The 13,452-nt window shown below is 63.1% G+C and carries 10 protein-coding genes and 1 pseudogene; 7 read left to right on the top strand and 4 right to left on the bottom strand.

Annotated features, from left to right (window positions below; translation table 11 throughout):
- Nucleotides 1–85: 85 nt before the first annotated feature.
- Entirely contained in the window at nucleotides 86–721 is a 636-nt protein-coding gene (locus tag HAP41_RS35820) for an IS110 family transposase (protein WP_248577250.1), read from the top strand.
- Between the two features lie 24 nt (nucleotides 722–745).
- Here HAP41_RS35820 and HAP41_RS35815 read toward each other — a convergent pair whose 3' ends face one another.
- The 3 genes from HAP41_RS35815 to HAP41_RS35805 form a co-directional block, all read right to left on the bottom strand.
- Nucleotides 746–2,182 carry an IS701 family transposase gene (locus HAP41_RS35815; RefSeq protein WP_166105587.1) on the bottom strand — a complete coding sequence of 479 codons (1,437 nt, stop codon included), beginning with the start codon at nucleotides 2,180–2,182 and terminating at the stop codon, nucleotides 746–748.
- 89 nt (nucleotides 2,183–2,271) lie between these two features.
- Nucleotides 2,272–3,708 (bottom strand): IS701 family transposase, encoded by a 1,437-nt coding sequence (locus tag HAP41_RS35810; protein WP_166105276.1) that lies wholly within the window; start codon nucleotides 3,706–3,708, stop codon nucleotides 2,272–2,274.
- Nucleotides 3,709–3,804: 96 nt separating this feature from the next.
- Complete coding sequence (locus tag HAP41_RS35805) at nucleotides 3,805–4,647, bottom strand: IS5 family transposase (protein ID WP_166060442.1); 843 nt, start codon at nucleotides 4,645–4,647, stop codon at nucleotides 3,805–3,807.
- A gap of 286 nt (nucleotides 4,648–4,933) precedes the next feature.
- Here HAP41_RS35805 and HAP41_RS35800 point away from each other — a divergent pair, with 286 nt between their 5' ends.
- The 4 genes and pseudogenes from HAP41_RS35800 to HAP41_RS35785 all read left to right on the top strand — a co-directional run.
- Nucleotides 4,934–5,794: a tyrosine-type recombinase/integrase gene (locus HAP41_RS35800; RefSeq protein WP_166079017.1), complete on the top strand. Its 861-nt coding sequence runs from the start codon at nucleotides 4,934–4,936 to the stop codon at nucleotides 5,792–5,794.
- Between the two features lie 20 nt (nucleotides 5,795–5,814).
- Complete coding sequence (locus HAP41_RS35795) at nucleotides 5,815–7,041, top strand: IS91 family transposase (RefSeq protein ID WP_166061603.1); 1,227 nt, start codon at nucleotides 5,815–5,817, stop codon at nucleotides 7,039–7,041.
- Nucleotides 7,042–7,448: 407 nt separating this feature from the next.
- Nucleotides 7,449–8,795, top strand: a complete 1,347-nt coding sequence (locus tag HAP41_RS35790; protein WP_166053956.1) for an IS5 family transposase — start codon at nucleotides 7,449–7,451, stop codon at nucleotides 8,793–8,795.
- Nucleotides 8,796–8,810: 15 nt separating this feature from the next.
- Nucleotides 8,811–9,041, top strand: a pseudogene (locus tag HAP41_RS35785) (IS110 family transposase); the annotation flags it as partial.
- Nucleotides 9,042–9,267: 226 nt separating this feature from the next.
- On the opposite strand, the gene HAP41_RS35780 reads toward HAP41_RS35785, so the two are convergent.
- On the bottom strand, nucleotides 9,268–9,621 hold the full coding sequence (locus HAP41_RS35780; protein ID WP_038944551.1) for a DUF1236 domain-containing protein: 354 nt from the start codon (nucleotides 9,619–9,621) through the stop codon (nucleotides 9,268–9,270).
- A 223-nt stretch (nucleotides 9,622–9,844) separates the two neighbouring features.
- On the opposite strand from HAP41_RS35780, the gene HAP41_RS35775 reads away from it, so the two are divergent.
- Both HAP41_RS35775 and ppdK read left to right on the top strand, forming a co-directional pair.
- Nucleotides 9,845–10,000, top strand: coding sequence for a DUF3096 domain-containing protein (locus HAP41_RS35775; protein ID WP_014497329.1), 156 nt, complete (start codon nucleotides 9,845–9,847; stop codon nucleotides 9,998–10,000).
- Between the two features lie 96 nt (nucleotides 10,001–10,096).
- On the top strand, nucleotides 10,097–13,048 hold the full coding sequence (ppdK, locus tag HAP41_RS35770; RefSeq protein WP_166086246.1) for a pyruvate, phosphate dikinase: 2,952 nt from the start codon (nucleotides 10,097–10,099) through the stop codon (nucleotides 13,046–13,048).
- The last annotated feature ends 404 nt before the right edge of the window (nucleotides 13,049–13,452 follow it).

The following is a 13,452-nucleotide window of genomic DNA, read 5'->3' as shown; positions in this document are numbered from 1 at the left end:
GACAGGCACCGTGATCATACCCCTTCGTTACGTCGGAATCGACGTCTCCAAACAACATCTCGATATCTTCGATGAGGGCTTGGGTGTGCCGGAGCGCATCGCCAACGCGCCGCAGGCCATCACACAGATCGTGGCGCGTTGGCGATGCGACGTGCTGGTCGTCTTCGAGGCAACGGGTGTCTATGATCTCGAACTTCGCGAGGCGCTGGGTCAGGCCGGTATCCGCTTCGCGCGGATCAACCCGGCCCGGGCTCGCGACTTTGCGCGCGCCAGCGGCCAGCTCGCCAAGACCGACCCGATCGATGCGAGGATGCTGGCGGCCTTTGCGCGGGCCCTGAAGCCAGCCACCGAGCAAATTGCCAATCCCGCCCGCAATGCCTTGGCGAGGCTCGCAAAACGGCGGGATCAGCTGGTCCTCATGCGTGCGCAGGAGAAGAACCGGCGCAGCGAGGCCGACGACCGTGCCATGGCCGATCGTATCGGCCGTCTCATCGAGGTCCTCGACGGCGAGATCGCCGAGATCGAGGCCGACATCAGCACGCTGATCAAGACCGAGCCGGAGATCTCGGGCGATGCGCAGTTGATACGTTCACTTCCTGGCGTGGGTCCCGTAACCTGCATGCAACTGATCGCGCAGATGCCGGAACTCGGAAAAGTGGGACCGAAGCAGGTGGCAGCGCTAGCCGGCCTGGCTCCCTTCAACGTCGACAGCGGGGCTTAGTCGTCCGTGAACAAGGCTCTAATCTTACTGCGTCACAAACGGTGGTCTGTGAAATGGGCGAACTTGATTGCACAACAAGGACATCTCGACAACGTTCGGACCAGCCCTTGTTCGAGTCGCCGTCGCATCGTCGTGATCGAATTTGGAATGTGACGTTGGGTCCGTAGCGGCAGAACCGCGGGGTCTGTAATCCGCGGAAACGCGAGCGAGCGGGATCGGCCGGGCGCGCCGAGCGCCTGAGGGGGGAAACGCCTCCCGCTCGGAGATCAGGAATCCGAAGGCTGCAATGCACATCGTTGCGTGATGATGAAAGCCGCGCCAGCCGCGTCCCTCGAAGTGGCCAAGCCCGACCTCCTGCTTGAGTTCCTGATAGTCGCGTTCGATGCGCCAGCGCAATTTAGCCGTCTCTACGAGAGTCCGGAATGCCACATCCTCCGGCAATGTCGAGAGCCAGTATTTGGTAGGCTGGTCCTCGCCTTTCGGCCATTCGATCAGCAACCATTCCTCCAACCGCTGGGTGGTTTGCCAATAATCACGGTGCGCGGCACGGACCCGCACGCGGGCAAAGCGCGAGCTCAGCTTTTCGTTCGTTCCTTGCCGCCACGTGATGGTGCGCCAAGCTTTGGCCGGCAGGCCGATCGCGAGCGCTTTAACGGCGGCCGGCCGACGCTGACGGTTGCGGCGCATCAGTTTCGGGGGATGGCCGCGGCCCGACCATGGCTTCGGCGGCAAGGGACCGGTGCCGGGCGCCCATACCGTTGTGCTCGACAGAAGACCCGCCACATAGGTCAATCCCAGCGCCGTGATCTCCGTGCGCAGATCGCTGTTGTTGCCATAGCCCGCGTCCATCAGCACGACACCACGCGGAAGGCCGGTCGCACAGGCCCACCGCAACTGCTCCAGCGCGATCTCCGGCTTGGTCCGGAAGCCGACTTCGGCAGGAATGCCCACCTTGCGCCGCCGATCGCAATCCTCAGTCCATTCCTTCGGAAGATAAAGGCGGTAGGCAACAGGCAGGCTGGCGTGGTGATTGGCAATCGATAATGACACCGCCACCTGGCAATTATCCTGCTTGCCGAGCTGCCCGCAATATTGCCGTGCAACTCCAACCGAATGTCGCCCCTGCTTGGGAAATCCGGTGTCATCGATGATCCAAGCTTCGATCGGGCCCTGGCGTTCGATCGCCGGCAGGACCATCTCTCGTACCTTGCCCAGCACCTTCTCATCCGACCAGGCGCCGCTGCCGACGAAATGCAGCAGCGATTGATGTTGGGCGGCCGTCCGTTCCGGAGCCGTCATCGCCGCCATTGGCTCCACGCTCTTACGACCGCCACAGGCCATGAGGCCGACGCAATAGTCGCGCAGCGGTGCCTTCCGATCAGCATGACCGATGACGCTGGCAAGCCCTTCCAAATACGTCGCAAATCGCATCTCACTGGTCTTGGTGCCACGCCCGCTCATGTAGCCTCCTCGGCTGATGGTCCATGCTTCAACCATCGCTGATTCCGGCCGGATAAAGCCTGCGGTTTTGTGACTCAGTCGTACTAATCTTACTGCGTCACAAACGGTGGTCTGTGAAATGGGCGAACTTGATTGCACAACAAGGACATCTCGACAACGTTCGGACCAGCCCTTGTTCGAGTCGCCGTCGCATCGTCGTGATCGAATTTGGAATGTGACGTTGGGTCCGTAGCGGCAGAACCGCGGGGTCTGTAATCCGCGGAAACGCGAGCGAGCGGGATCGGCCGGGCGCGCCGAGCGCCTGAGGGGGGAAACGCCTCCCGCTCGGAGATCAGGAATCCGAAGGCTGCAATGCACATCGTTGCGTGATGATGAAAGCCGCGCCAGCCGCGTCCCTCGAAGTGGCCAAGCCCGACCTCCTGCTTGAGTTCCTGATAGTCGCGTTCGATGCGCCAGCGCAATTTAGCCGTCTCTACGAGAGTCCGGAATGCCACATCCTCCGGCAATGTCGAGAGCCAGTATTTGGTAGGCTGGTCCTCGCCTTTCGGCCATTCGATCAGCAACCATTCCTCCAACCGCTGGGTGGTTTGCCAATAATCACGGTGCGCGGCACGGACCCGCACGCGGGCAAAGCGCGAGCTCAGCTTTTCGTTCGTTCCTTGCCGCCACGTGATGGTGCGCCAAGCTTTGGCCGGCAGGCCGATCGCGAGCGCTTTAACGGCGGCCGGCCGACGCTGACGGTTGCGGCGCATCAGTTTCGGGGGACGGCCGCGGCCCGACCATGGCTTCGGCGGCAAGGGACCGGTGCCGGGCGCCCATACCGTTGTGCTCGACAGAAGACCCGCCACATAGGTCAATCCCAGCGCCGTGATCTCCGTGCGCAGATCGCTGTTGTTGCCATAGCCCGCGTCCATCAGCACGACACCACGCGGAAGGCCGGTCGCACAGGCCCACCGCAACTGCTCCAGCGCGATCTCCGGCTTGGTCCGGAAGCCGACTTCGGCAGGAATGCCCACCTTGCGCCGCCGATCGCAATCCTCAGTCCATTCCTTCGGAAGATAAAGGCGGTAGGCAACAGGCAGGCTGGCGTGGTGATTGGCAATCGATAATGACACCGCCACCTGGCAATTATCCTGCTTGCCGAGCTGCCCGCAATATTGCCGTGCAACTCCAACCGAATGTCGCCCCTGCTTGGGAAATCCGGTGTCATCGATGATCCAAGCTTCGATCGGGCCCTGGCGTTCGATCGCCGGCAGGACCATCTCTCGTACCTTGCCCAGCACCTTCTCATCCGACCAGGCGCCGCTGCCGACGAAATGCAGCAGCGATTGATGTTGGGCGGCCGTCCGTTCCGGAGCCGTCATCGCCGCCATTGGCTCCACGCTCTTACGACCGCCACAGGCCATGAGGCCGACGCAATAGTCGCGCAGCGGTGCCTTCCGATCAGCATGACCGATGACGCTGGCAAGCCCTTCCAAATACGTCGCAAATCGCATCTCACTGGTCTTGGTGCCACGCCCGCTCATGTAGCCTCCTCGGCTGATGGTCCATGCTTCAACCATCGCTGATTCCGGCCGGATAAAGCCTGCGGTTTTGTGACTCAGTCGTACTAAGAGCCTGACTCAAAATTGCATTGCTGTTTTTATCGCTGCGATGCGCCTTGTCATGAGTTGGACAGAGGCGAGGAAGAGCCAGGCAGTTGCGCTTTCGATGGTTCGCTCGAAGTCCTTGGCCAATCTGCGGTTGCGGCCGAGCCAGGCGAAGGTTCGTTCGACCACCCAGCGGCGCGGAAGCACCTCGAAGCCCTGTGCGGCATCGGAGCGCTTGATGATCTCGACAGTCCACCGGCCGATCTTTTCCAGCACCGCCTTGAGCTTTTCGCCGGCATAGCCGCCATCGGCGAAGATATGGCGCAGCCAGGGGAAGCGGTAGCGAATGCTGCACAGGACATCTGGCGTGCCGTCACGATCCTGGACGTCGGCAGCGTGAACGATCGCTCCGACCAGGAGCCCTTGGGTGTCGGTGACGATGTGGCGCTTTCGACCCTTGATCTTCTTTCCCGCGTCGTAGCCGCGAGGGCCGCCACTTTCCGTGGTCTTGACCGATTGGCTGTCGATCACGCCGGCCGTCGGCGAGGCCTCCCGGCCGATCGCCTCGCGCGCCAGCATCAGGAGTGCGTGGTTGATCGATTGCCACAATCCGCTGTCGCGCCATTGGTAGAAATAGTACTGCACCGTGGTCATTGGTGGAAACAGAGTGGGCGGCAGCATGCGCCACGGCAATCCGCCGCGCAGCAGATAGAGTACTGCCTCGACGATGTCGCGATAGCTCCATTTCGGGCGCCGCCCGCGCTTGGCCCGCACAGGAAGCAACCTCTCCAGCACGCCCCATTCCGCATCCGTCAAGTCGCTTGGCAAACGCAGCTCCTCTCGGGCAAACTGTGCCCGGGTGATATCAGTCCACATTCTCGATCCCTTTGATGCTTCGCAACACCGATGGAATCAGAACTCGCTGATATCACTCAACTTATTTTTCGGTCGGACACTAAGCGATTGAGCGAGAGTCTGTTTTTCGGATTTGAGACGGTTTGAGATTGCAGGGATTGGGAGGTAAAGACCGCCAAAGCCTGCAAATTCGATTGTGGATTGAACGAAGCCGCTGCCGCGGCGTAGGGGGCAAGGTGGCATAGATCGCCTCCTGGCTGAGAGGATGTGGGTGTTGGAGCCCACCCCCTCAGACAGGAGTATCGAGATGGCCGATTTGAGCCCTCTTCGCCGCCGCATGATCGAAGACATGACCGTCCGCAATCTGTCGCCGGCGACGCAAAGATCCTACATCAGCGCGGTTTCGAAGTTCAGCCGCTATTTTGGCCGATCGCCTGACCGGTTAGAGCTGGAAGACGTCCGCGCCTTCCAGGTGCATTTGGTCTCGACCGGCATCTCATGGCCGGCGCTGAACCAGATCGTCTGTGCGCTACGGTTTTTCTACGGCGTCACGCTCGGCGAGGCGCTCATCCCAGAGCGCATTCCCTATGCGCGAGAACCGCGCAAGCTGCCGGTCGTTCTCAGCGCCGACGAAGTGGTTCAGTTTCTTGAAGCGGTATCGAGCCTGAAGAGCCGCGCCGCGCTCACCACCGCCTATGCGGCCGGGCTCAGGGCCTCGGAGGTTGCGGGACTGCGGATCGAAGACATCGACAGCGCCCGCGGCGTCATCCAGGTGCGCCACGGCAAGGGCGCGAAGGATCGCAACGTGATGCTGTCGCCCCAGCTGCTGGGCATCCTGCGCACCTACTGGCGGCTCGCCCGGCCGCGGCTTTATCTGTTCCCTGGTCGTGACGAAGATCATCCGATCGATCAGACCGTGCTGCATGCCGCCTGCCGGTCGGCGGTGAAGGCTGCGGGCCTGACCAAGCGCGTCACGCCGCACACGCTGCGCCACAGCTTCGCGACACATCTTCTCGAGAACGGAACCGATATCCGGATCATCCAGGTCTTGCTCGGGCACAATAATTTGTCGTCGACAGCGCGCTACACGCAGGTCGCCACCGATACGATCCGAGCGACGCAGAGCCCGCTCGATCGCCTGTCGCTGGAGGTGACGCCACCTGGATGACCCGCAGCGGGATGCGGGTCATGACCCGCTCCGACATCCGCTCCAACAGGCCCGCCATCGAGATTGCCGATATTCTGCGCCGGCATGGCGACGCCTATCGCCGTGTACATGCCGGTCATCTGGGGCGGGTCGAGCGGCGCGTGATGAGCGCGATCGTTGCGTGCCGGACCGAGGCGCTCGGCGGCCACATGCAGGCTTGCGACGACTGCGGCACGACACGCGTTGCCTATAATTCCTGCCGCAATCGGCACTGTCCGAAGTGTCAGGGGAGAGCCCGAGCCGCGTGGCTCGCCGCGCGTCAAGCCGACCTGCTTCCGGTTCCCTATTTCCACGTCGTCTTTACACTTCCCGCACCGATCGCCGCGATCGCTTTCCAGAACAAGGCCGTCGTCTATGCCATCCTGTTCAAGGCTGCCGCCGAGGCGATGACGACGCTCGCCGCCAATCCACGCCGGCTCGGCGGTGCGATCGGCGGCGTCGCCGTCCTCCACACCTGGGGACAGACGCTGATGCATCATCCCCACGTCCATTGCGTCGTTCCGGGTGGCGGCCTCTCGCCCGATGGCGCGCGCTGGACCGCTTGCCGACCGAACTTCTTCCTGGCCGTCAAACCGTTGTCCAGACTATTTCGCACACTTTTTCTCAAACGTCTGTCGGCAGCCTTCAACTCCGGTGCCTTGCGTTTCTTCGGCGATCTCGGAGCTCTGGCCGAGCCGGCTGCCTTTGCGGCCCACCTCGACGCCATGCGACGCATCAACTGGGTTGCTTACGCCAAGCGGCCCTTCGGCGGACCCGCACAGGTCCTGGCCTATCTCGGCCGCTACACCCATCGCGTCGCGATCGCCAACAGCCGGCTCGTCGCACTCGACGACGATCATGTCGCCTTCTCATGGAAGGACTATCGCCAAAACAGCGCGACAAAGATCATGAATCTCAAGCCCGATGAGTTCATTCGCCGTTTCCTGCTTCATACGCCGCCTGACGGCTTCCACCGCATCCGCCACTTCGGCTTCATGGCCAACCGCCATCGCGCTGCCAAGCTCGCCCTTTGCCGCGAACTTCTCGATCATGAGCGAACAGCCCCAAACGATGGCCAGCCGTCGCCTGTGGATTCGGAGGCTCAAACCTGGGCCGAGGTTCCTGCCTGTCCCGATTGTGGTGGCGTCATGCGCATCATTGAGCGCTTTCGACATAGCTTCAGACGCCCCAGCCCTCGAACATCACCGTTCCGATGCGACACATCGTGAGCCAAGTCATGTCGTGCACGACGATCATCATTCGTCATTTCGCTCCCAGCGTCTCGATCATCGCGGACGATGTCGAATCCGTGCTGTCACACTGCGCGACAACAACCGTCCGATGCAGCAAAAGGCCTATCGCGATCTCAGGCGAAGCGCGTCTGATCTCAACTCTTCCAGGATGCGCACTCCTGTGTCTCTGCCTCACGCGCCGAGCCAGCAGATCGGGCATGGCGATCTCGAACAATCCCCATAGCTGCAAAACCGCGAATAGCCTCCCGCGCCTTCGTTCAATCCGGCTTCAATGAGGTCGCGTCATAAGCGCCTGCCGCGCCCTCGCGTGAGCGCGACCTCACAGAACCCTCCAGATTCCCTTTCGCAGCGGACCATGATTCTGTGTTGCATCGGAGGGGACGATGCGACCGAAGAAGCACAAGACGACGGGATCGAACGACCTGTTCCGGGCGCGGCTGGACCAGATCATCAATCTGAAGCACGAGCTGGTTCTGTTGGCCGGCAAGATCGATTGGGACTGGATCGACGGCGAGATCGCGCCGCTCTACAGCGAGAACGGCCGGCCGGGGATCGAGACCCGCTTCATGATCGGGCTGCTGTTGCTCAAGCAGATTTACGGGCTGTCCGATGAGGGGATTTGCGAGCGCTGGGTCCACGACCCGTATTTCCAGTACTTCACCGGCGAAGAGTTCTTCCAGCACGCCTTCCCGCACGAGCGATCGGACCTGAGCCATTGGCGCAAGCGGCTCGGCGACAAGCTGGAACTGCTGCTGGCCGAGAGCCTGCGGGTGGCGCACGAGGCCGGCGCGTTACGCGGCCAGGACCTCAAGCGGGTCACGGTCGATACCACGGTGCAGCCAAAGGCCATCACCTTTCCGACCGACGCCAAGCTGCTGCATGCGGCCATCAAGGGGCTCAACCGCCTGGCGAGAAGGCACGGCGTCAGGCTGCGGCAGTCCTATTCTCGGATCGCCAAGGCCGCCGCGATGATGGCGGGCCGCTACGCCCATGCCAAACAATTCAGGCGGCATCAGCGGCAGTTGCGTATCCTGCGCTCAAGGCTCGGCCGGATCATCCGCGATATCCGCCGCAAGATCGACGGCCAGCCAGCCCTGGAGGAGGCGTTCGCCCTTCCGCTTGGCCGGGCCAGCCAGATCCGCTCGCAGCAGCAGCGCCAACGCGGCTGGAAGCTTTATTCTTTCCATGCCCCGGAGGTGGAGTGCATCGGCAAGGGCAAGGCCTCCGCGCCGTACGAGTTCGGCGTCAAGGCTTCCATCGTCACCAACAACCGCCGAGCTCCCGGCGGTCTGTTCGTGCTACACGTCAGGGCGCTGCCCGATAATCCGTATGACGGTCACACCCTGCGCGACGTCATCGACCGCACCGAGGCACTCACCGGCTGTCCGATCGAGCGGGCCTATGTCGACAAGGGGTATCGCGGCCACGACGCTCAAAATCCACGTCGCGTCTTCATCTCCGGCCAGAAGCGCGGCGTCTTCGGGATCATCAAGCGCGAGTTGCGCCGCCGATCCGCCATCGAGCCCATCATCGGACACCTGAAGGCCGAAGGTCACCTCGGGCGCTGCTACCTCAAAGGCCGCGCAGGAGACGCCGCCAACGTCGTCCTCTCCGCCGTAGGCCACAACTTCCGCCGCATCCTCGCCTGGCTGAGAGATTTCTTGGACCTGTTCCTGATCCGGATATGGCGCACGTTCACATGTCCCATCCCGCTCAATTCGGATTCTTAACGGACGACGGCTTACCGTGGCAAACGTAAGATCGCCGGGGGCCGAAAGCGCGTCCGTGATGCCCTTTACATGGCTGCTCTCAACGCGGTCCGCCGGGCCGATCCGTTCAAGGTCTTTTACGTACGATTGCGACAGGCCGGCAAACCAGCCAAACTCGCCCTCATTGCCGTCGCCAGGAAGCTGCTGACGGTCCTCAACGCCATGATGCGCGACAGGAAGCCCTACCTGAACGTCAAGCCGACATAACAGTTGCCGGGTCGCGCTGCGCTTGCCCGGGACACGAGAGCGTGCACAGACGAGGCCCAAAAAAAGCCCCGCCCGGCGGGGGGAGAACCGGGCGGGGCCTGATGTCCGTACTACGCGATGCGCGCCAGCCTGATTGAAGTGACGCGCCGGACATCGAGTTGATCGGAAGCGTTTTCGAGCGAAGTGGATACCGGTTCGCGTGAAGAAAACGCGTTCAGACGAGAATCTAATCCATCACCTCGACGACGCGCCGCGAGCGCGGCTCGACCAGCACGGTTGCGCCGTTTACGACGGTGTAGCGGTAGGTGGTGGCGCCGAAACGTTGCGGCACGTCATAATAAGTGACGCCGCTTTCAGGTAAGGTGGCGCCGACCACCACGCGATCCGGGACACGGAAGGCCGGCACACGTTGCTCGACGACATATTCGCGGAATGCCGGCCTCTGTTCGACCGCAATCGTCGGGCCGCTGTCGACGACGACAGGCGCGCGGCCAACGGTGAGACCGGATTGCGCAGACGCTGCGATCGGCGAGCCGAGCGCGGCGCCAAGCGCAGCGAGGGCGAGAATCCTGTTCCGCATGGGCAACTCCTTCGAACTGATTTCAGCCGGCGCTACTGGCGCGACCGGTTGCCAATGCATGTCCCCTTCGCAATGTTCCGGGAAAAGCCCTGCCGCATCAGCGGCAATTTCGGGCAGTTTTCGCGAAGCCGGGAACCTGTTCGCGCCTTGTGCGTCTCTACCCGCGGAACCCGGTCCGGTATGATCCAGCCGCGATTCGCCTCACGTCACGGAAAGACAATTCATGCACATCACCGTCGCCCACATCTCGCCGCTTCTGTCGCTGCTTGCGGGCGTGCTCATCCTGATCATGCCGCGCCTTCTCAACCTGATCGTCGCGATCTTTCTCATCATAAATGGTGCGATCGGGCTCGGATTGTTGAAGTGGCTCCATCTCTAGGCCTTCATTTTCCGGAACTCTTCGACTTGCGCGGGCCTGCCCAAAGTGGTGTAAGGCGCGCGATTTCCCTTTCCTCTCGCAGGTTGTGTGCAAGCTATGGCCAAAGCCGCCTCGAAGCCCAATAAAACTCCAGCGAAAACGCCAGCGAAATCAAAGTCCTCCGCCGCGGGGAAAGCCGCGCCGGCGGCTCGCAAGGCGCTCGCCAAAAGCACCCCGAAGCCGGTCGCCAAGACGGTTGCCAAGCCGGCTGTAAAGTCGGCTGCAAAGCCCGCGGCGAAGGCTGCGACCAAGTCGGCAGCGCCGAAGGTTGCCGTGAAGCCCGCCCCCAAAAAGGCCGCGCCCGCCAAGGCGGCGCCAGCCGCGGCCAAGGCCGGCAAATGGGTGTTCACGTTCGGCGACGGCAAGGCCGAGGGCCGGACGGAGATGCGCGACCTGCTTGGCGGCAAGGGCGCCAACCTCGCCGAGATGGCCAATCTCGGCCTTCCCGTGCCTCCCGGCTTCACCCTCCCGACCTCGGTCTGCACCTACTTCTACGCACACGACAAATCCTATCCGAAGGAATTGCAGTCGCAGGTTGAGAAGGCGCTCGACCATGTCGGCAAGTTGACCGGCAAGGTGTTCGGCGACGTCAAAAACCCGCTGCTCGTCTCCGTGCGCTCCGGCGCGCGTGCCTCGATGCCGGGCATGATGGACACCGTGCTCAATCTCGGCCTCAATGACGAGACCGTGGAAGCGCTGTCGGAACTGTCGGGCGACCGTCGCTTCGCCTATGACAGCTATCGCCGCTTCATCACGATGTATTCGGACGTGGTGCTCGGCTTCGAGCATCATCACTTCGAGGAAATCCTCGACACCTTCAAGGACAGCCAGGGCTATACGCTCGATACGGACCTCAGCGCCGAGGACTGGGTCGGGCTGGTTGGCAAGTACAAGGACGCGGTCGCGCGCGAGACCGGCAAGGATTTCCCGCAGGATCCGCACGACCAGCTCTGGGGCGCGATCGGCGCGGTGTTCTCATCCTGGATGAATGCGCGCGCGGTGACCTATCGCAAGCTGCACGACATTCCGGAATCCTGGGGCACCGCGGTCAACGTGCAGGCCATGGTGTTCGGTAACATGGGCGAGACGTCGGCGACCGGCGTCGCCTTCACCCGCAACCCCTCGACCGGCGAGAGCAAGCTTTACGGCGAGTTCCTGATCAACGCGCAAGGCGAGGACGTGGTGGCGGGCATCCGCACGCCACAGGACATCACCGAGGAAGCGCGCAAGGAATCCGGTTCCGACAAGGCGTCTATGGAAGCGGCGATGCCGGAAGCCTTCAAGGAGCTGACGCGGATCTACACCCTGCTCGAGAAGCACTACCGCGACATGCAGGACATGGAGTTCACGGTCGAGCAGGGCAAGCTGTGGATGCTCCAGACCCGCGGCGGCAAGCGCACCGCCAAGGCGGCGCTGCGCATCGCGGTCGAGCTCGCCAATGAAGGGCTGATCTCGAAGAAGGAAGCGGTGACGCGGATCGATCCCGCCTCGCTCGACCAGCTGCTGCATCCGACCATCGATCCCGACGCCAAGCGCGACGTCATCGCGACCGGCCTGCCGGCCTCGCCCGGCGCGGCCTCCGGCGAGATCGTGTTCTCCTCGGACGAGGCGGCCAAGCTCCAGGCCGACGGACGCAAGGTGATCCTGGTTCGCATCGAGACCAGCCCCGAAGACATCCACGGCATGCACGCCGCCGAAGGCATCCTGACCACCCGCGGCGGCATGACCTCGCACGCGGCGGTGGTCGCGCGCGGCATGGGCAAGCCCTGCGTCTCCGGCTGCGGCACCATCCGCGTCGATTACGGCCGCGGCACCATGAGCATCGGCTCCCGTACCTTCAAAACCGGCGACGTCATCACCATCGACGGCTCGCTCGGCCAGGTGCTCGCCGGCCGCATGCCGATGATCGAGCCGGAGCTGTCCGGCGAGTTCGGCACGCTGATGAAATGGGCCGACCAGGTCCGCAAGATCGGCGTGCGCGTCAACGGTGACACGCCGGAGGACGCGCGCACCGCGATCAAGTTCGGCGCGGAAGGCATCGGCCTGTGCCGCACCGAGCACATGTTCTTCGAGGAGACGCGTATCCGCACGGTGCGCGAGATGATCCTCTCCGAGGACGAGCAGTCGCGCCGCGCCGCGCTGGCCAAGCTGCTGCCGATGCAGCGCGCCGACTTCGTCGAGCTGTTCGAGATCATGAAGGGCCTGCCCGTCACGATCCGGCTGCTCGACCCGCCGCTGCACGAGTTCCTGCCGCACACCCATGCCGAGGTCGAGGAAGTGGCACGCGCCATGAACACCGACCCGCGGCGCCTGGCCGACCGTGCGCGCGAGCTCTCGGAGTTCAATCCGATGCTCGGTTTCCGCGGCTGTCGCATCGCGATCGCCTATCCTGAAATCGCCGAGATGCAGGCGCGTGCGATCTTCGAGGCCGCAGTCGAGGCCGAGAAGCGCACCGGCAAGGCCGTCGGCCTCGAGGTGATGGTGCCGCTGATCGCCACCAAGGCCGAGCTCGACCTCGTCAAGGCGCGCATCGATGCCACCGCGAAAGCCGTGATGCGCGACACCAACACCAAGATCGCCTACCAGGTCGGCACCATGATCGAGCTGCCGCGCGCCTGCCTGCTCGCGGCAGAGATCGCGGAGAGCGCGGAGTTCTTCTCGTTCGGCACCAACGACCTCACGCAGACCACCTACGGCATCAGCCGCGACGATGCCGCGAGCTTCCTCGGAACCTACGTGTCCAAGGGCATCCTCCCGGTCGATCCCTTCGTCGCGCTCGACCAGGAAGGCGTCGGTGAGCTCGTCAAGATCGGCGTCGCGCGCGGCCGCAAGACGCGTCCGCAGCTCAAGGTCGGCATCTGCGGCGAGCACGGCGGCGATCCCGCCTCCGTCGCCTTCTGCCACGATATCGGCCTCGACTACGTCTCCTGCTCGCCCTACCGCGTGCCGATCGCCCGTCTCGCGGCGGCGCAGGCGGCGCTCGGCAAGGCGATTGCTAGTCAGGCGTAAGCGGCAAGATCAGGATTGAGTTGAGAGAGGCGGGGCAAAGCCCCGCCTCTTTTCATTTCAGACGACACTCCATCCACGCGTCTTTGCGAGCGCCACACACTCGGTGTCATCGCCCGGCTTGACCGGGCGATCCAGTACGCCGAGGCCGTTGTGGTTGAGCGGACAGGCCGCGGCGTACTGGATGCCCCGGTCAAGCCGGGGCATGACACCGATGAAGCGGACTCACTGCGCACAAACAACGGAACCCGTCGCGCGTCCCGTAATGATACGCGCGCGCAAGAGTTCCTTCACCATTCGCGTTGACCGAATGTTTACCGCTTTACGAGAGGCGGCGTTTACCAACGTGCATCATTGCCCGTGAAACCGCCTGCAATCGCTTGAGTGTGCCGCACGCGCAACGCCGA

The organism is Bradyrhizobium barranii subsp. apii (assembly GCF_011516635.5).
Lineage (GTDB): Bacteria > Pseudomonadota > Alphaproteobacteria > Rhizobiales > Xanthobacteraceae > Bradyrhizobium > Bradyrhizobium barranii.
Note: the sequence above shows the minus strand (reverse complement) of the source record. Positions and strands in the feature narration are given on the sequence as shown.